Here is an 18,678-nt window from a genome sequence, read left to right on the forward strand (position 1 = left end):
TTTAGGCCGGGTATAACGGGTTGTGTCCGGCGGTCACCCGTTCTTCGGGGCGTACCTCATCTGGCGCTGTGCCATCGAGGAAAGGACCCGAGGTAGCGAGTTCTTCACGTCCATGGGATTCGAGCCAGTTACTCAGGTCTGGGCCCTTGGGCACGATCTGGGTGGGGTTGATATCTTCATGGACCACATAGTAGTGGGCCTTGATCTGCTCAAAGTCTGTGGTGTCGCCAAAACCTGGGGTCTGGAATAGGTCCCGGGCATAACCCCACAGGTTTGGCATGTCGGTTAGTTTATTGCGGTTTGCCTTAAAGTGACCGTGATAGACCGGGTCGAAGCGTGCCAGCGTGGTGAACAGCCGGATATCCGCTTCGGTAATGTGGTCTCCCATGAGGAAGCGTCGAGTTTCAAGGCGCTCTTCCAAGTAGTCCAGCGTGGTGAATAGCCGGTCATAGGCGTCGTTATACGCCTGCTGACCGCCGGCGAATCCTGCGCGGTAAACGCCGTTATTCACCTCAGTGAAGATGCGTTTGATCAGTGGCAGCATTTCTTCCAGCGAACCTTCGGGAATCAGGTTGGGTGCTCCCTCACGGTGGAATTCCTTCCACTGAGTAGAGAAGTCCCAGGTGATTTGAGGGTAGTCGTTGGTGACTACGGCACCGGTGGGAATATCCACGATTGCCGGGACGGTGATCCCACGCGGGTAGTCTGCGAATCGTTTGAAGTAATTTTCTTGGACTCGTTCGGTGCCTAGGACCGGGTCTTTGCCGCCCTCATCAAGGTCGAAGGTCCAGCTGCGCGCATCATGAGTGGGACCTGGCAGTGCGACAGAAATGGCATCTTCTAGCCCGAGCAGTCGGCGCACGATCAGTGTGCGGTTGGCCCATGGGCAGGCACGCGCTGCAACGAGTCGGTAGCGTCCTGCTTCAACTGGCCACAGTTGTGCTCCTTCACCCAGGCCCGCTTGCGGGTGACCGATGGAACTCTGAGGTTCTCCTGCGGCAAAAGCTTCGGGACGAGAATCTGCCACGATGCGATCTTGAATGTAGTTGGTGTCCCTGGTGAACTCGCCACCGGTGACGTATGCGCCTTTAGTCGAAAATTCGTTGCTCATGATCTCTCCTGAAGATTTGCCCTTGGTTTCTGCAACCTGCTTATTCACAGGCTAACGCTGAGGCTGGTCGAAAAGTAGTGTGCTGTCCCGCAATGCACACGATGTTATCTTGCAAACTTCCCGTGCTTCATCCGAGGGTTGTTTAGGCGTTGACCAAGGCGGAGGCGCGAACTGTCTTCATTGCGGTAGCCCAGGAAATAAGCTGGTCAAACATAGGGTGTACCGATCCGGATGCCTGCTCGGTTGGCTTAAATTCTGAGAAGTTCTCGAAGTCGCTAAATAGCGAGAACATGCCGGTCTTCTGCACATGAGCGATCTGCAGTTCGGAAAGAATACCGCGTAGGTGCTCTACCGCGCGGGCTCCCATAGCCGAGCCGTAACCCACAATGCCGGCTGCCTTATTGGTGAATTCCGCATTCAGGTAGGACAGCGCGTTAGCCAGTGCCGGTGCGATCGAATGGTTGTATTCAGGGGTAACGAAGATGTACCCGTCAAACTCGGCAATCTTTGCCGACCAGAGTTGAGTGGCTTCGTTCTGGTAGTTCTGGTACGCGGCAGGGAACGCTTCGTCTAGCAGTGGCAAGTTGTAATCGGCGATGTCCACCAACTCGTAGCTGGCGTCATCGCGCTGCTGAGCCTGTTCCAATACCCACTGAGCCACACCGTGGTTGTTACGTCCTGGGCGGGTGGATCCGGTAATAATAGCGATTTTCAACATCTTGTTGCTCCCTGGCATTGTAGTGCGCCACTTCATTATGATTGACGCGTCATCAAGTCTTGCTAAAAACAACATTACACGAGATGATTGATGTGTCAACAACTTTGAGAGTGTGCCACTCACTACTCTTTGCACATAGGAGAAAAGAAAACATGGGATCCGAAGATACTCGCTGGCTCAACGAACGCGAGCAGAACCTCTGGCAAATCATCCGCGAGTTCATCTGGCAGTTCCCCAGTGCCATGGATCGTCAGCTTTCCCAAGATTCGGCCATGCAATCAGGCGAGTACTCGGTCCTCGCGGTGCTCTCCGAGTCGAAAGAGACTTCGTTACGCCCTGCGGAGGTGGCTAACGAGCTGCGTTGGGACCGCTCCAGACTCTCACACCTTTTGCGCCGCATGGAAGCTAAAGGGCTTATCACTCGCTGCTCCGACGCCCTAGACCGCCGAGGTCACCAGATCGGATTATCCGAGCAAGGCTGGCAGGCAATCCGCGAGGCAGCGCCATTACATGTGCAGTTCGTTCGCCAGTCGCTCTTTGATTCGCTAACTCCTGCGGAGCACGCGGCTCTAGAAACTGCCTTACCTAAGATTTTAGCCGCAATTACACCGCGAGAACCAGAGAGCGTTCCAGCGGACTAGCTGCGCTGTTGGGCCAACTCGCTATTGTTTACCAGCCGAGCAAATTTACCGTCCAGCTTGACCAACTCTTCAAAGGTTCCAGACTCAATGATCTGTCCCTCGTCGAGCACTACAATTTTGTCAGCGCGTAACACGGTGCTCAATCGGTGGGCAATCAACAAGGTGGTACGTCCCAAAGCCAGTTCATCCAAGGCTTGTTGGACCAGTGCTTCGGTGACCGTGTCTAAGGCACTGGTGGCCTCATCCAGAACCAGCACCTTTGGCTGACGCAACATCGTGCGGGCGATGGCCAGACGCTGCTGTTCACCGCCGGAGAAGCGGTGACCACGCTGCCCAACCTGGGTATCTATTCCCTCGGGAAGGGAGCGAATCAGCTCCGCGATTTGTGCCGCTTCCAAAGCGTTCCACAATTGTTGCTCATCGGCGTTCGGGGCAGCCCAAAGCAGGTTCTCGCGAACACTAGCGTGCAACAGGTAGCTTTCCTGAGCCACCACGGATACAACGTCCGCGATGTCCTGCGGTTGGACCTGGCGCAGCTCCACACCATCTAAGCTCACAGTGCCCGAGCTTGGATCTAACAGTCGTGGGACCAAGGATCCGAGCGTTGATTTGCCCGAGCCGGTAGCCCCGACCACCGCGGTCATGGTGCCCGGCTCGAGTTTTAAGTTGATCCCCCGCAAGGTATTGGCACGCGCCCCGGGATACCGAAAATCTACATTCTTGAATTCCACGTCACCGCGCACCGCATCATGGGCCAGTCGACGTGGCTGGTTTGGTACCGGCAGCGCCTGATCAGCGTCGAGGAACTCAAACACTCGGCTAAAGAGCGCCAGCGCCGAGACCCACTGAATAGAAATACTCATCAGCCCCATCACCGGCCGGAAAATTCCCGCCTGCAACCCGGTGAAGGCCACGAGAGTACCAATGCTCATGCCATCCCCGGTGACCGGAAGCCCCGCAACGATATAAAGTATCGCCGGGACCCCGGCGAAAATAATCGACATCGCTGCCATGCGCCACCGTCCGGCGAGCGCACTACGCATTTCCAGATCTATGAGTTTTGAGCTGGAGTCGGTGAACTGTTCGGCATCTAAGGTGCCAGTACCCATCACCTTGGCAAGACGAACCCCGGAGATACTGAGCCGCTCTTCAATAATCGAAGTGAGCGTGGACATTTCGCGTTGTCGTGCCCCGGTGATTTTCCGGCGCAGTTTTGCTGTTTGTTTTGCCAAGATAATCGCCGGCGGCAAGACCACGAGCGAGATCAGGCTCAGCTGCCAGGAAATTGCAACCATCGCGCAGGCCGTAGCTACCACCGTGGTGAGGTTTGAAGCGATTGAGGTGGCCGAGTTGGTGATCACCGATTGCATCTGTCCGACATCATTGGTCAGCCGTGACTGCACCTCGCCAGAGCGAGCATTGGTGAAGAACCCTAGAGATTGTTTTTGCAGGTGAGTGAAAAGTCCGGTGCGCAACCTATGCATGACCTTTTGACCCATCAGGGTGGCTCTCCAGGTCTGCACTACTCCGAGTACCGCGTTTACCAAGGCAATGAGTACCAGCCCACCAGCCAACGCCAACAGTAGTTTGACGTTTTGCTCTGGGATGGCCACATCGATCAGTTCCCTGATGATGAAAGGCTGTGCCAAGCCAATCAGCGATGATGCGACGATCAGTAGCATCACAAAAATTACCGTGCGCAGATGTGGACGGAAAAGTTCCGCAATGCGGCGCAGGGAGACGGGATGGTCCTGCAACCATTCTTTATCTTTTTGGGAATTCCCCGGGCGTGTGCCGCCTGCGCCACCACCTAGTCCACCCATTGGCATTCCAACCATGAGCACCTCCGACCTTCTTGTTCTAATTACCTCAAGAATAGCAGAGGTAACCTCACTATGTGGTTCCATCTTGAAATTGTTGGGAAAAACACCCTATGCTTAAGCACATGCTTCCCCAAGAGTCCGGCCCTGACTTGGTCGACCTGTTCAATCGCAGTTCTCGTATGCTTCGTGGTAAATGGCGCCACGCCTTGACCCCCTACGACATCACACCTCATCAAGTTCGTACCATGATGCTGTTAGGACGCGTCGATGCCGAAGGCATGCGCAACTCGCAGTTAGCCGAAAAGCTACATATTGCCCCACGCTCCACCACCGAGGTCATCGACCAGCTGGTCGCCAAGGACTTGGCCACCCGCACCCCCGACCCTGCGGATCGTCGCGCCAGCTTGATCACGCTGACCGATTCGGGGCGTGAACTGCTACAAAAATTACATGGCGAGCGGAAGCAAAGCCACGAAGAATTTTTCTCCACCCTCGGCGACGATGACCGGGCAGAACTGAGCAGAATCTTGGGCCTCCTCGTGGCAGACGCACCCGGTGACCCACGCTGTTAGAAAACTAATTTAAACCGCGGAAGGGTGGTTCCACAGGCAATGCTGCTGCCTGTGGAACCACCCTTCTTCGACTGGGCTAGTTCTCGGTTTTACCCCGGCGCCAGTACCCCATGAAAGCCACCTGCTTGCGATTGATCCCTGCCTCACGCACTAGGTAACGACGCAATTCCTTGACCATCCCGGCTTCACCGGCAATCCAGGCGTAGAACGGTGCAGATTCCGCAGCCCCGGTTTCCCAGAGGATCTGCTCATCGATGTCAATATCTTCCGGATCCGCATCGGTGTGCACCGCGCCGGCCGCCGGAATCGCTACGACGTCCTTCACCGCTGCGGCAAGCAACACCCCATGCTCGTTAGTGCCACGGGTCAGCCACTGTACCGAAACACCTGAACGGGTGGAGGCGCCAAGGATATCGTCGGTATCCGGAACCTCAATCAGTGCATGCCCGGTGACATTGGCAGGCAATGCTTCAAGAATTGCGCAAATGGCCGGAGCTGCGGTTTCATCTCCAGCCAGCACCACACGGCGAGCGCCTCCGGGGCGGAATTCAATGCCACCATAGGTCTCGTCACTGAGCGCACGGTTCGGACCGAGCAAGAGCAGTTCGTCCCCGACCTGGGCCCTGTCCGCAAATTCGGTCGCCGGCCCACCTTGCAGCGCACCGTTGACCACCTGCCCATGCATCACAAAGTCAATATCCAGCTCTGCGGTATCACCGAGGTTGTCGCGGTGTCCCACCTCGCGGAAGGCGCGAACGGTGTAAGTGCGCATATAGCCGCGGGAACTCGGATCAATGGAAAGCCAGCGCCGGTACCATCCTTCCTGCCCTGCCGGGCTGGACAATGCCTCGGGACGCAACGCTGCGATCTCCTCGGTGAGCGCCGAGCCGCCTGCAGGTGGCAACAAAAGCTTGATGCGCATATCTAGCGAGTGACTGTTGGTGCCGAAGTGCGAAAGATCAGTACCTCCCACGGTGATCCGGCGGAAGGCAGGGGTTAAGTCCTGTGTGCGCATCACCATGCACTGGTAGGCCAGGGTGGCAAGGTGCTCGGCTCCTGGACGAAGTTGCGCCGGCTCGACCTCTTGCGGAGCTAAGACCGGCGTTTGTAGTTCGTCAGCTACCGTAGGTTCTTGTTTGACCGCCGATTTGGTGAGTTCAACAAATTCTGGAGAGCGCACAATGCCTTGGGCAGCGAGCACGTTTTCGGTGCGCAACACCCGGTGGCGTCCGATAGGCAACACCAGGGGGGTGCCAGCGACCGGGTCTGGGATTACCCGGCTTGGCATTCCAAAGACATCCTTGACGGTGCGTTCGGTGACTACCTCGTTGGGGTGACCGGCGGCGTAAATTTTTCCTTCACGCAAGGCCACTAAATGATCTGCATAGCGTGCGGCGAGGTTCAGATCATGGAGCACAATCACCACGGTGATTCCGCGCGTGCGGTTTAGTTCACTAATTACATCGAGTACTTCAAGCTGATGCGCAACATCTAAGAACGTGGTTGGTTCATCAAGTAACAGCAGCTCGGTTTCTTGGGCCAGCGCCATCGCTATCCATACGCGTTGGCGTTGACCGCCGGAAAGCTCATCCACCGCACGGTCCGCTAGTTCCATGGTCCCGGTCAGTTCCAGCGCGCGGTTAACTGCTGCCTCGTCCTCGGCGGAGAAGCGTTTGAACAGACCCTGATGTGGGTAGCGTCCGCGGCTGATCAGCTCACGGGCGGTGATACCGTCCGGCGCCGTCGGTGACTGCGGCAGCAAGCCCAACGTCTTAGCGACTTCCTTGGCCGGCTTAGTATGAATATCCTGGCCATCCAGTAGCACCTTGCCACCGGCAGGCTTGAGCAGTCGCGATAGCGCGCGCAGCAACGTGGACTTGCCACAGCCGTTAGCCCCCACCACGATGGTCACTTCCCCGGTGGGGATATCCAAGGACAGTTCGTCGACGATGGTGACCTTGTCATAGGCCAGGGTCAGATCGTTTGCCTGAAGTTGGGCCATGGGTTATCCCCCGCTTCCTGTTGAATTTGTACGCACCAGGACCCAAATGAGGAACGGTGCGCCGAATGCGCCGGTGATAACTCCTACCGGCAATGAAAGATCTGCGAACAAGTTCGCCGCAAAGAAGTTGGCAACGATCACCAGCGTTGCTCCGGTCAGGGCCGCCAGCGGAATATTAATGGGACCCCGAGTGAGCGCAGCGCTGATAGGTCCTGCCAAAAATGCCACAAAGGCTAACGGACCGGTCACCGCAATGGGTAAGGCACCCATTGCCACCGCGACGAATACCAATAGCACCCGGGCCCAGCCCACGTTTAGACCCAGAGCTGCAGCGGCGTCCTCCCCCAATTCAAGCATCTTCAGCTGACGCAATACGAAGGGAAGTAAAAAGACGGCGATGGTTCCCAACGGAACCAAGAGCAACAGTGCGCTATCCCAGTTGCTCGAAGAAAGCGAGCCGGTCAGCCAGTGCATCACATCACTGGCGGTATTTAGCTGCGCTTGGGTCAGCAGGTATTGGATGAGTGCCTGCAGCATGGCCCCGATGGCCAGACCAGCAAGGATCAGCCGGGAGCCGGTGCGTTTTCCCGAGGCCGAAAGCCAATAGATCAGTGCGGCAACCAGCAGGCCGCCTGCCAGTGCAAAGGCGTTGAGCTTCCAGTCGTTGTAGCCCAAGACAATCATCGCAAAGACCGCGGCCGCCGAGGCGCCATAGCCCACACCGATCACATCGGGGCTGGCCAACGGGTTGCCCAGCCAGCGCTGGAACAGGGCACCAGAGATGCCTAGTCCGGCACCTGCCAGGGCGCCGACGGCTAGTCGCGGTAGACGGTCTGACATGATGATGAAACTTGTTCCGGGAACCTTTTCTCCGCCGAGTACCTGGAGTACTTCCACTGCGGGGAGCCGGTCACGGCCCCAGAACAGATATGCCAGTGCGGTGACCACGATAGCTAGCGCCATCCACAGCGCACTGCGATGCACGCGATGTGACCGGGCAGCGGCTCTCGTTGGTTTATTTGCCTCGAGCCCGCTGGTAGTTGAGGTGATCTCTTTCGAGCTCACAGGCTCACCGACTTCATGCCGCTACGCATCATGATGATAAAGATCGGACCACCGAGCATGGCGCACATGACGCCCACCTGAATTTCACTTGGTGGCGCGATGATACGTCCCACGGTATCGGCTACCAGCAACAAGATCGGTCCGGCAATTAAACAGGCAGGCATCAGCCAACGGTAGTCAGAGCCGACCAATAGCCGCACCGCGTGGGGAATCATCAGGCCCACAAAGGCAATCGGGCCAGCGACCGCGGTGGCGGTACCGGCCAGCACCACCACGCCTATCGAACCGATCACCCGGGCGCGGCCCAGGTTGAAGCCCAGCGCGGTCGCCGTGTCATCACCCATGGAAACGGCGTTGGAAACCTTCGCGGTGGACAACACAATCAAGGCCCCAAGGACCACGACGGGGATGGCGCTCAGGAAGGTGTCAATTCCGGTGGTAGACAGCGAGCCGATCTGCCACATGCGGAATCGGTCCAGGGTGGAATCCGAGATCATTAGGATCGCATTGGTGACCGCTCCGACACCCACGGCCAAGGCGGCACCGCCCAAGGCAAGTTTGATCGGGGTGGCCCCCTCGCGTCCCACATTGGCTACGAGATAAACCAAGATCATCACTACCGCTGCACCGATAAAAGCGGCGGCCATAATTCCGGCTAGCGAGCTTACACCGAGGAAGCCGATAGCCAACACCACACTCATCGAGGACCCGGCGTTCAGCCCCAGGATTCCGGTATCTGCCAGTGGGTTGCGGGTCAGCCCCTGTAATCCGGCGCCGGCCATGCCCAACGCTGCACCGACCACGATGGCACCGACGGTCCGGGCAAAGCGCGAAGCAACCACACCCTGATCCCCATTGGTCGGATCAAAATTCCAGATCGCGTCGGTGACGGTATCCAGCGAGACGCTCCGGGCTCCAAGAAGCAACGAGGCGAAGACCGCCAGAGCTAGCAAGAGGAAAAGTATGAGGAAGGCGGTGAGTTTTCTACCTACCCTCGGCGACTTCACTTGCCCTACATGGGGCGTAATACTTTTAGTCGCGGTCATTGCTTCCTACACTCGTTGCTATGGCTCATCTTCCCTTGCCCACTATTATCGCCCCTGGCGTCGGCCTGTTGCGCGCCGAGAATCCTTCGGAAATGACGTTGGACGGGACCAATTCTTATTTGCTCTTTGACCCAGCCTGCACCGAGCTGACTGCGCGAACCCCAGCAGTTCTCATTGACCCGGGCCCTGATCTTCAAGCCCACCTGCACGCCTTGGCGGCCTTCGACATCCAGCTGGTGCTGATCACCCACCGGCATGCGGATCATACCGGCGGAATTGATACCCTGCACAGCTTGACCGGGGCACCGGTGCGAGCCCGGCTCGAAGAGCACTGCCGAGAGGCGGAGATCTTTGAAGACTTGGAAGTCATCGGGGCCGCAGGAATTGAGGTTCAGGTGGTTTTCACTCCGGGACACACTTCGGACTCGGTGTGCTTTATCCGCCGGGGCGAAACTTCCCACCTGTTCACCGGAGATACCGTACTGGGCCGCGGCACAACTATTTTGGAACATCCCGATGGGACCTTGGCCGATTACTTGGCGTCGTTGCAGCGGCTGCTGGCGATGCCGGATATGGCATTGCATCCGGCTCACGGTGAGCAACATGAGGTGTCCCATCCGTTGCTTCAGACTTATCTGACACATCGCGAAACGCGGTTGGACCAGGTGCGTGCGGCCCTGGACAAACTCGGCAAGGCCGGGGCCGACGTGCAACCAGCGCATTTGCTGGAACTTGTCTACCCCGGCCTCGATGCGCGCTTGGTGGGCGCAGCTAGCCGATCCTTGGAAGCGCAATTGCACTATCTAGGCTTAAATCCTTAGTTGTTACTTGGCGGCCGCTGCGTTTTCGGCAGCCGTGACGATCTTTGGAACTACGTGCTCCAGCGCCCATTCGATGGACAGTGGCGAAGCTGCGGAGATGGCCAAGGTGGCCTGGTCATCTCCCGGTAGGGCCAATGCCTTATTCTTCACCGCAGGGATCTGACCGTATAGTGGCTGAGCCTTGACGATGTCCTCGACGCTGTTGCCAGCAAGGGCAGAGGCGAAGACGATATCCGAATCCCACTCGTTGACCTTTTCAGGGGACACGGTGAAGAAGAAGGTGTCCTTCTCGGCGTTCTTCTGGACGTAGTCTGCCTGAGTCATGCCCAAGGCTGACAGGAAGCGCGGACGGGTGTCCCCTTCGGAGTACACATAGGCGGCGTCCGGGGCGGAGAGGTCCGCAGCGATGAAGGTGGTGTCCTTCAAGGCCTTGTTGTCCTCGCCAACCTGTGCCAGCTCGCCTTCGATTTTCTTAACCAGCGCGTCGGCTTCCTCTGCCTTGCCAAGCATCTGGCCGGCGGCTTCGGTGGTTTCTTCCCAGCTGGTGGTGTAGTTCGGCTTAATCGGGCCGACTACTGGTGCAATTTCCTGTAGCTTCTCGTACTGTTCCTTCGTCAAGCCCGAATACGGGGCGAAGATGACGTCGGGCTTGCTCGCGGCGATTCCGGTGTAGTCAAGGTCGTCACCGATCTTGTACTGTACCGGCGCGTTCTCCGAGCCGATAGGAGCACCAAGCTCTTCTAGCTTGGCGTCCTTCCAGTCCGTCGAGTTGTTGGCGTTCTGACCATAAGCATCGATGTCCATGCCGACCGGCACGGTTCCCAGTGCTAGTACCGCATCGGCGTTAGCCCATGAAATCGTCGCTACCTTCTCAGGCTTCTCGGTAATTTCGGTTTCGCCGTAAATATTTTCGATACTCACCGGGGTGAAGCTCGATCCAGCGGAATCCGAACTCTTTGGTTCTGTGGTCGATGTCGAGCCACAGGCGCTAAGGCCAAGTGCCAAGATTGCGGAGGTTGCTGCCAGTAGGCCAGCACGACGCGTAATTTTCATGGGTCATAATCCAGACGTTGCGAGTTGTCATAAAATAACCGGCACTTAGGTTAGGTAAACCTATGTGAACCGCATGCAACTTTACGCCGATCTCACTTCAATACGCAACATCAAGGACATGTAATCCACGTTACTTAGCCTCAGGTCAGCTGAGCTACCCCTAACCTCGGACGTCACCTGGTCTTATCGACCGGAATGATCTGCCAACAACCTGCGTGGGTCAGCGATGTTTAGTGACAACCGGATCACCAGCAGCCCCGCAAGTAAGACGACCAGCACCGTGGCGACCGTCAGTGGCTTCAGCAACAACGCCAACGACGCGAAGGGCAACACCAGCGCCGCAGAAGCCACGGTAAAACCTATGGCCACGGTTAATGCCGGAATCATCACGCTTTTAACTCGCGCCTTGTTGACTACGCCTAAATCAACCCCTAAACGGTGAAGCCCCAAATATAGGTCTTGACGATCCAAGGTGCCGGCACATTGGCTAATCGCCGCGGAGATGGCCACACATATTAAGGAGATACTCAGCGTCACCAGCACACCGGTTAACACATCGGCGCTCAAGTACATCTCCCACGAGCCGGCCACATCATTCTCCGAAAATGCAAACATCGCCGCCCCAGAACCACCGATGACGGCCACGAAGGCAGCCATAGCCACGCCCGATACCTGACGCCAGGCGCCACCGGGCGACTCCAAAATCATGCGAGCAGCCAACAGCTGTTCAGGGCTCTCGGCCTTCTTCAGTTTCGCCGTGCCCACCTTGGCTACAAGCCACGGCCCAATCAGGTTTAGTGCCAACAGACCCACCCCGAAACCGGAAATGACGATGGTGATCAGTACGCCCAGGCCCACCGGCAACAGACCAACCTTAGAGAACAACGTGTAGATCACCACGATGCTACCGATCGCTATTACCGCGCGCATCCAGCTGGGCATCGGCACCGAACGCCGGGTAGCCACCGCCAATGGAGTAATGACCAACTTACGTAAACCAGCCAGTGCACTAACCACCGAGAGCAATAACACCGCAAGTACCGCCGCGGCAGTTGCCAGCGGAGGAAGGAAGATCGCCGTGCCAATAGCTTCACCTTGGAACTTCACCAGCGCTACCGCCGGGGCCAACGCCAAATACAGCACCACCCCGCAGATCGCGCCCACTAGCGCCGTAGCGGCAGCCTGAATCACCGCAACTGCACGAACCTGAAGTCCTGTGGCACCCAAGAGACGCAATGAAGATAAGGCCCGGTCTTGAGCGCGAGCCGAAAGTTTGGCAGCCGAGGATCCTAAGACCAACAACGGGACAACCAACAGCACCAGCGCAAACGCGGCTAAAGGAATATAAAACCCTTGCGCGTCGCCTTCCAGCTTGGTAAATGACCAAGCTCCACCAAGCACTATCAGCACCATGGCGCTGACCATGGTGTAGGCACCAACCGTCAACAATTGCACGATTCGCCCGGAACTACTCGGCCGTGCGAGCATCCACGCCATATGCAAGGTATTCATGAACGAGGCCCCTGAACAACTGAGTCATCCGCGGTGATCTTGCCGTCTTGAAGCGTTAAGATCCGGTGACAGCGTTGGGCTACCTGACGGTCATGGGTGACCATCACCAGGCTCTTACCCATCCCCACGGTGCACTGCATTAAGATATCCAGAACCTCGCTGCCGGTCACCGAATCCAAGGCGCCCGTAGGTTCATCGGCAAAGACTATGCTCGCACCAGTGACCTGCGCTCGTGCGATAGCTACACGCTGTTGTTGCCCACCGGAAAGCTGACCGATGCGCCGTTGTTCCATCCCTGCCAGACCCAACTGCTGCAACGCTTCCACGGCACGCGCGATTGCTGCGGTGCGTGGTACGCCGTTGACCATCAGAGCCATCGCCACGTTTTCTTCGGCCGTCAGTTCCGGAATCAACAGTCCGGACTGAAAAACGAAACCAAAGGCTTCGCGGCGCAACTTGGTTCTTGCGCTGTCACCAAGCCCATCAACTTCAACCGGCGCTTGGCCCGGCAAGTTGAGGGTGACCGTGCCCGAATCGGGCAACTCGATGCCAGCCAACGCGTGCAGCAAGGTGGACTTGCCCGAGCCGGAGGGACCCATAATCGCAACCGCTGTCCCGGCCGCGATATCAACGTCAATGCCGTTGAGCGCATGGGTACTGCCGTAACTTCTGAGCAACCGGCGGGCTGAAATAACTGGATTGGATACATACGAATTCTGAAGCATAACCTAATGTTCCCAACCCTGCCGCTCAGGCACATCGGAACGCCGATGGAGTTGTACGTGGGCGAACTCATCCCCCGGTAGGAGCCAACGCTCTGCCTGGCTAAGCATCTGGAGGTAGGCTCGTTGATGATGCTGCTCGAACTTTATACCCAACCATTTTGTGCGCCCTGCGTGCGCGCACGACAGGTAGTTCACCGTGCCCAAGAACTGCTGCCCTTCCTCAACGTCGAGGAGATCGATGTGGTGGAACAGGTAGCCCGCGGCAAAGAATTAGCGGTAACTTCAACACCGGTGATTCGTCTGCTGGTGCACGGCGAAGAAAAGTTCCGGGCAGCCGACACCCCAACTTTGCAGCAATTATTATCTGCCATAGCCCATGTCAGCGACTAGGCTCACCTACGTTTCAGCGCGATGTTGCACCGGATAAGCCACTTCATGGGGAAGAATGGATCAGGTGACTAGTGTGCCTAATGTTGACCATGAATGCTTCCAACGAGTGTTGGCAGATTCCACTAACCGTATTGAATGGTTACGGGCACGGTCACAAGGTATCACCGCGACAGACGTAGCTAAGCTGTCTACCGAAAAATCCATTCGGAATGCCGCCTGGGACAAGCTCTACGGTTCAGGGTTCTCCGGTAACACTTACACCGAGCACGGCCGACGTCGCGAGCCGGTCATCGCCGCTTGGGTGCAGGAAAACTTCAATATTTTCCCTTCCTCACAACTTTTCCACTCACAAAATTCTCGGCTGCATTTGGCAACCCCAGACGGTTTGGGCTTTGATCAAGATGGCGCACCGGTATTAGCGGAAATTAAGACTACCAATAAGCCGTTCAAACGGATCCCTAAAAATTACCTTCGCCAGGTCCTCTGGCAGCAGCATGTCATCGGCGCTCAACGCACCTTGTTCGTCTGGGAACAGCACTATAACTTCGTGCCAGTTCAGGCGGTCCCCGAGTTCCTTTGGATCGAGCGAGACGACTCGATGATCCAAGACCTCATCGACAAAGCCGAGCAACTCATTGCCGCCTTGCGGGAGTCAACCTCCCGCGAACAGCAGTATCTGGATTACGGTCCGGCGGCCCTGCGCCTCTAAATATCCAAGGCGCAGGAGGTTTACCCCGGCTATAGCGGTGGGTTCTGGATGGTGCGTGGGTCTGGCAAGCATTCTGGATAAGTCTGGACAAGTTCGCCCAGCAGTTTTTCGCGCAACATATTGCGCAGGTTCCACAGGTCTCCAGGATCCCTGGCTGATAAATAAATGGTTACCGTTTGCAGCCCGCCTAAGGTGTCTGTCACGAGCAGGCTATTATCGCGTCCATCCCACCAGTCCGAAGATTCAAGCAATTCGGTAGTACGCGTACGCAGATATTCAATCGGCGCATTGAGTTTTAATTGCAAGGTGATGTTGCCGCTAATCTCGGTGCTGCGCCGCGACCAGTTCTCAAATGGCGTGGTGGTGAAGTAGGTGGAAGGCAGGATCATCCGCCGTCCGTCGAGGAGCAACACGACCACATAAGTCAAAGTTATTTCTTCAACGGTGCCACGTTCGGCTTCGACCACCACGATGTCATCCACGCGCACCGAGTCGGTAAAGGCAATCTGTAAGCCGGCAAACACGTTGGCCAACGAGGACTGAACGGCCAAACCAACAACCACCGAAGCAAGACCAGCAGAGGCCAAAAGACCTGCGCCTAATGCTCTGACCTGTTCAATTGTCAACAACACGGCAGCTACGGCGATAATGCAGAGCACTGCAATAAGTACTCTGCGCAGTAAACCAACCTGCGTCTGAACCTTCGCTAATCTGCGACCCGGACCAAAACGGCTTCTGATGCGCGCCAGCAGAACCTCTTCAACAACCTTGACCAGTACAATAACGAGCCAGGTCAGGAAGAACACCAAACAGATGAGCAGCACAAACTGCCAGAGCTTGTAAGAGCTACTGTCGCGGTGGAAGGCAAACAGCGAACTTTTGAGAACAATTGAAGCGAAAGTACCGAAAATCTGGATTCTCGCGCTTTTTACCTTGATCTCACCGAGTCCGGTGCGCTGAAAAATACGGTGTGTCAGGCCACTGATCAGGAAGGCAAGAATGGCAGAAAAAATTAATCCAACAGCGACAACAACCAGAAATTGCAACGATTCAGGTAGGAAGCTGGAGGCTTCAACGACTTCGTCGACGGTGGTATCGATAGGTGCAGACGGGCTTGGCAACATCGTTAAAGCATGTCACACGAGACTAGTTGAACGCTGAGCGACACCTTGGATATACCCGGAGACCGGCTCCCGCGTCACGGATACGCACCAGATCAATTCCAGTTAGCTCCCGCGTCTTGCTCCGGGGCCAAAACGGGGTTTTAGTAGTCTTATGGGCCCGTGCCGGACCCTAGGGCGCACTCAGATAGAAAGCCGGTGGTTCATATGCGCCGCACCAAACTTGGACTTCTCGCAGCTCTCGCCGCAGCAAGCATGCTCTCGGTAGCCCCTGCAGCCTCGGCCGCCCCGGTGGCTACCGCAGCGGCCGGATGCCAGACCGTTTATTGGGGTTCTTTATCCAAGACCTCCAACGTCTCAAGTTCCTCAACGATGGCTAATATTCGTACCGGACGCCATACCTGTTTTGACCGGATGGTGATAGACCTCAGCGGTAACCCCGATGGGTATTCGGTGAAATATGTCAGTGCACTGACCGGAATCGGATCAGGGAAAGCGGTACCCACCACGGGTGGCGCCAAATTAGAAATCCTGTTGAAGTCCGGAACCAGCACCAGTTATCGTCCCGGATCCACCATCAAAACACTGAATTACACAACCTTCCGCCAGCAGCTCTGGCTGGGAAGTTTTGAAGGCCAGACCAAGATCGGCATCTCCACGCGGGCACGACTGCCAATGCGTGCCTTTGTCCTCTCTGGCCCTGAGCAAGGATCGCGTTTGGTGATCGATGTTGCTCACAAATGGTAACCAGCTGTGCCTAAGCCATGAGCTTGCCGTCATGACCGGGCGCACCGCGTAACACCGTGTCAACCTGCTGAAGAATGTGCCACGATGCTTATATGTATCGCACATTTGCCTATCAGCAGGTTGACGTTTTTGCCCCCACCGCCTTTAACGGCAATGGGCTCGGCGTTGTCTTTGAGGCAGATCATCTCGATTCCACGCAAATGCAACGCTTCGCCCAGTGGCTGAATTTATCGGAGACCGTCTTCTTCGTGACTCCCACCGAGCCAGAAGCCGACTACGCAATTCGTATTTTTACTCCGACCACCGAGTTGCCCTTTGCCGGGCACCCCACGCTAGGTGCTGCGCATGCGTGGCTTGAATCTGGAGGTCAGGCTGGAACCAACGGCCACCTACTCCAGCAGTGTGATGCCGGCCTAATTCAGGTACGCATCGAACGCGACGCCAGCGAAAAGCATGAGCGCCGCCTCGCTTTCCTTGCTCCCCCGTTAACCCGCAGTGGGCCCCTAGAGCAAGATGTTTTGCAGTGGGCAATTGCCGGGCTGGGGATTAACTCAGAAGATGTCATTGCCCATCAGTGGTTGGTCAATGGCCCCCACCACGCCGGACTACTGCTGCGCGATGCCGACCTCGTGCTAGGAATTGAGCCTGATTATGCGGCCCTTGACGGGCTGGAGCTCGGAGTCATTGGACCCTATACTGCCTCTAGTGTGGCCCAAGGCGTCTGGCAGCCGCAGGCTACCTTATTGCCCCGAATTTCAGGGACGCGCGAGGAACTGCGTCCGCTAGATTATTCGGACCAGACTCGTTCCGAGGAGCGATTTGGCGCCGTGGTTCTTCAACCACCTGCAGACTTTGAGGTGCGTGCTTTTGTCTCTGGTGAGGCCATCCAGGAGGATCCTGCAACGGGTTCACTCAACGCCGGCTTTGGCGTGTGGATGACTAAGGCAGGATTGGCACCGCAGCGTTACACAGTCCGCCAGGGCACCCGCGTGGGTCGCGAGGCAATCTTGCATATTGAAGCGAGTGAAAGCGGGCTCTGGGTCAGTGGGGATGTCACCACGCGCATTGAAGGAACTGTGACTTTCGACTGAATCCCTCGCTAAGCCAGATAATGCATTTTAGTTTCACCGTGCAAGCATTACTCTGGGTCAGTGCCTGAAATCGTAAACTCCCCACCAGACTTTGACCGAAAAACCGCTTGGCGTGCCCTCTGGGCACTGGTCATTGGTTTCTTCATGATCCTGCTCGACACCACCATTGTGTCGACGGCGATGCCCGCCATCATGAAGTCGCTGGATGCCGATATTTCTGGGATCCTTTGGATCAACAGTGCTTATCTGCTCACCTTCGCGGTGCCACTGCTCATCACCGGGCGTCTCGGAGACCGTTTTGGTCCACGTAATATTTACCTCATCGGGTTGCTGATCTTTGCTTTGGCTTCGCTGTGGTGCGGGCTGTCAGACTCACTGGCTTCGCTCACCATTGCCCGTGCTGTCCAAGGCCTAGGCGCGGCAATGATCTCGCCACAAGCAATGACGCTGATCACCCGACTCTTTCCTTATCAACACCGCGGAGCCGCGATGGGACTCTGGGGAGCCGTCGCGGGTATTGCTACTCTGTTGGGCCCCCTTGCCGGCGGGCTGTTAGTCGACTCGGTCGGCTGGGAATGGATCTTCTTCATCAACCTGCCAATCGCCGTATTGAGCTTCATCATGTTGTTGAAATTTGTTCCCCGCCTAGCGCCACAAGCTCATTCCTTCGACTGGGTTGGCGTAGCACTTTCCGCCCTGGCAATGTTTGCTTTGGTCTTCGGCATCCAAGAAGGCGACTCAACAAATTGGGAACCATTCATCGGCCCACTGAGCTCTTGGCACATGATCGTTCTCGGTGTGGCGCTCTTCGCTGTGTTCATTTGGTGGCAATCCAAGACTTCCAAGGAACCACTGGTTCCATTGCGGCTGTTTAAGGTTCGCAACTTTTCGCTGGCAAACGTCGCCATCACCTGCATGGGCCTGACCATTTCTACCATGGCTCTACCCATGGTGTTCTTCCTGCAGAATGTGCGAGGCCTGACGCCTACCCAATCTGCACTCATGATCTCCCCGATGGCCATCGTGGCAATTTTCATTGCCCCAGTGCTAGGAAAGACGGTCAACAGGTTTAATCCTCGAACCCTCGCAGTTCCAGGGTTCTTCCTGATCGGCACCGCGACCGTAGCTTACGCATTGATGATGCACGCGGACATTGCCCTGTGGACCTTGCTGATCCCCTCCGCAGTGCAAGGTATTGGTTCAGCAATGATCTGGCCTTCGCTTTCGCTCGCTGCAACCAAAAACCTCACCCCACGTGATGCCGGAGCCGGTTCCGGCATTTACAACACCACCAGGCAGATCGGTTCGGTCCTTGGCTCTGCGCTCATTGCGGTCATGATGGAAGCACGTGTTTCCGCCGAGATTCTCAAGGTTCAAACCCAGGGTCCCGGAGCTATCCCTGAAGCGACAGCTGTGGGTCTGGGACAGGCATTGTTGCTACCTGGTTTTGTGGCCATTGCCGCGGTACTTGTGGTGGCATTCCTCAACGTCCCGGAAAAGAAGAAAGCCTCCTAGCCTCACAAGCGCAAAA

General features: G+C 56.7%; 18 protein-coding genes. 8 read left to right on the forward strand and 10 right to left on the reverse strand.

Translation table 11 applies throughout. The features are described 5' to 3' along the window. Window position 1: 1 nt before the first annotated feature. Both CIK74_RS08750 and CIK74_RS08755 read right to left on the reverse strand, forming a co-directional pair. On the reverse strand, window positions 2-1,111 hold the full coding sequence (locus CIK74_RS08750; protein WP_096255631.1) for a glutathione S-transferase C-terminal domain-containing protein: 1,110 nt from the start codon (window positions 1,109-1,111) through the stop codon (window positions 2-4). Window positions 1,112-1,253: 142 nt separating this feature from the next. Further along, complete coding sequence (locus CIK74_RS08755; protein ID WP_096255633.1) at window positions 1,254-1,829, reverse strand: NAD(P)H-dependent oxidoreductase; 576 nt, start codon at window positions 1,827-1,829, stop codon at window positions 1,254-1,256. 152 nt (window positions 1,830-1,981) lie between these two features. On the opposite strand from CIK74_RS08755, the gene CIK74_RS08760 reads away from it, so the two are divergent. Continuing rightward, on the forward strand, window positions 1,982-2,470 hold the full coding sequence (locus CIK74_RS08760; protein ID WP_096255635.1) for a MarR family winged helix-turn-helix transcriptional regulator: 489 nt from the start codon (window positions 1,982-1,984) through the stop codon (window positions 2,468-2,470). On the opposite strand, the gene CIK74_RS08765 is transcribed toward CIK74_RS08760, so the two are convergent. Then, window positions 2,467-4,308, reverse strand: a complete 1,842-nt coding sequence (locus CIK74_RS08765; protein WP_308422385.1) for an ABC transporter ATP-binding protein — start codon at window positions 4,306-4,308, stop codon at window positions 2,467-2,469. The two genes, CIK74_RS08760 and CIK74_RS08765, sit on opposite strands and share 4 nt — an antisense overlap. A gap of 95 nt (window positions 4,309-4,403) precedes the next feature. Between CIK74_RS08765 and CIK74_RS08770 the strand changes: the two genes are divergently transcribed. Next, the gene (locus CIK74_RS08770) at window positions 4,404-4,865 is read left to right on the forward strand and encodes a MarR family transcriptional regulator (RefSeq protein ID WP_096255637.1); all 462 of its coding nucleotides are present in this window, start codon (window positions 4,404-4,406) and stop codon (window positions 4,863-4,865) included. Between the two features lie 76 nt (window positions 4,866-4,941). Here the strand turns inward: CIK74_RS08770 and CIK74_RS08775 are convergent, their stop codons facing one another. Genes CIK74_RS08775 through CIK74_RS08785 form a run of 3 tightly spaced genes read right to left on the reverse strand, consistent with a single transcriptional unit; the run spans window position 4,942 to window position 8,978 of the window. After that, the gene (locus CIK74_RS08775; RefSeq protein WP_096255638.1) at window positions 4,942-6,867 is read right to left on the reverse strand and encodes an SIP domain-containing protein; all 1,926 of its coding nucleotides are present in this window, start codon (window positions 6,865-6,867) and stop codon (window positions 4,942-4,944) included. Between the two features lie 3 nt (window positions 6,868-6,870). After that, window positions 6,871-7,932, reverse strand: a complete 1,062-nt coding sequence (locus CIK74_RS08780; protein ID WP_240520502.1) for an iron ABC transporter permease — start codon at window positions 7,930-7,932, stop codon at window positions 6,871-6,873. Continuing rightward, window positions 7,929-8,978 carry an iron ABC transporter permease gene (locus tag CIK74_RS08785; protein ID WP_096255640.1) on the reverse strand — a complete coding sequence of 350 codons (1,050 nt, stop codon included), beginning with the start codon at window positions 8,976-8,978 and terminating at the stop codon, window positions 7,929-7,931. Before CIK74_RS08785 ends, CIK74_RS08780 begins: the two co-directional genes overlap by 4 nt. Window positions 8,979-9,013: 35 nt before the next feature. On the opposite strand from CIK74_RS08785, the gene CIK74_RS08790 reads away from it, so the two are divergent. Then, window positions 9,014-9,799 carry an MBL fold metallo-hydrolase gene (locus tag CIK74_RS08790; protein ID WP_240520503.1) on the forward strand — a complete coding sequence of 262 codons (786 nt, stop codon included), beginning with the start codon at window positions 9,014-9,016 and terminating at the stop codon, window positions 9,797-9,799. Window positions 9,800-9,802: 3 nt separating this feature from the next. On the opposite strand, the gene CIK74_RS08795 is transcribed toward CIK74_RS08790, so the two are convergent. The 3 genes from CIK74_RS08795 to CIK74_RS08805 all read right to left on the reverse strand — a co-directional run bounded on the left by CIK74_RS08795 (window position 9,803) and on the right by CIK74_RS08805 (window position 13,089). Beyond that, a complete protein-coding gene (locus CIK74_RS08795) occupies window positions 9,803-10,852 on the reverse strand; it encodes an ABC transporter substrate-binding protein (protein ID WP_096255643.1) in 1,050 nt (349 codons plus the stop codon). 183 nt (window positions 10,853-11,035) lie between these two features. Continuing rightward, on the reverse strand, window positions 11,036-12,364 hold the full coding sequence (locus CIK74_RS08800; RefSeq protein ID WP_096255645.1) for an FtsX-like permease family protein: 1,329 nt from the start codon (window positions 12,362-12,364) through the stop codon (window positions 11,036-11,038). Beyond that, window positions 12,361-13,089 carry an ABC transporter ATP-binding protein gene (locus CIK74_RS08805; RefSeq protein ID WP_096255646.1) on the reverse strand — a complete coding sequence of 243 codons (729 nt, stop codon included), beginning with the start codon at window positions 13,087-13,089 and terminating at the stop codon, window positions 12,361-12,363. Before CIK74_RS08805 ends, CIK74_RS08800 begins: the two co-directional genes overlap by 4 nt. Before the next feature lie 126 nt (window positions 13,090-13,215). Between CIK74_RS08805 and CIK74_RS08810 the strand changes: the two genes are divergently transcribed. Together CIK74_RS08810 and CIK74_RS08815 are read left to right on the forward strand one after the other, a co-directional pair. Next, entirely contained in the window at window positions 13,216-13,479 is a 264-nt protein-coding gene (locus tag CIK74_RS08810; RefSeq protein ID WP_096255647.1) for a thiol reductase thioredoxin, read from the forward strand. 64 nt (window positions 13,480-13,543) lie between these two features. Continuing rightward, on the forward strand, window positions 13,544-14,188 hold the full coding sequence (locus tag CIK74_RS08815; protein ID WP_229676922.1) for a YqaJ viral recombinase family protein: 645 nt from the start codon (window positions 13,544-13,546) through the stop codon (window positions 14,186-14,188). A gap of 29 nt (window positions 14,189-14,217) precedes the next feature. Here the strand turns inward: CIK74_RS08815 and CIK74_RS08820 are convergent, their stop codons facing one another. Further along, window positions 14,218-15,312, reverse strand: a complete 1,095-nt coding sequence (locus CIK74_RS08820; RefSeq protein WP_096255650.1) for a mechanosensitive ion channel domain-containing protein — start codon at window positions 15,310-15,312, stop codon at window positions 14,218-14,220. Between the two features lie 204 nt (window positions 15,313-15,516). On the opposite strand from CIK74_RS08820, the gene CIK74_RS08825 reads away from it, so the two are divergent. From CIK74_RS08825 to CIK74_RS08835, 3 genes are all read left to right on the forward strand, one after another. Further along, complete coding sequence (locus CIK74_RS08825) at window positions 15,517-16,056, forward strand: hypothetical protein (protein ID WP_096255652.1); 540 nt, start codon at window positions 15,517-15,519, stop codon at window positions 16,054-16,056. A gap of 92 nt (window positions 16,057-16,148) precedes the next feature. Next, window positions 16,149-17,147 (forward strand): PhzF family phenazine biosynthesis protein, encoded by a 999-nt coding sequence (locus tag CIK74_RS08830; RefSeq protein WP_096255653.1) that lies wholly within the window; start codon window positions 16,149-16,151, stop codon window positions 17,145-17,147. Window positions 17,148-17,207: 60 nt separating this feature from the next. Then, a complete protein-coding gene (locus tag CIK74_RS08835; protein ID WP_096255655.1) occupies window positions 17,208-18,662 on the forward strand; it encodes a DHA2 family efflux MFS transporter permease subunit in 1,455 nt (484 codons plus the stop codon). The last annotated feature ends 16 nt before the right edge of the window (window positions 18,663-18,678 follow it).

The organism is Glutamicibacter sp. BW77 (assembly GCF_002332285.1).
GTDB lineage: Bacteria > Actinomycetota > Actinomycetes > Actinomycetales > Micrococcaceae > Glutamicibacter > Glutamicibacter bergerei.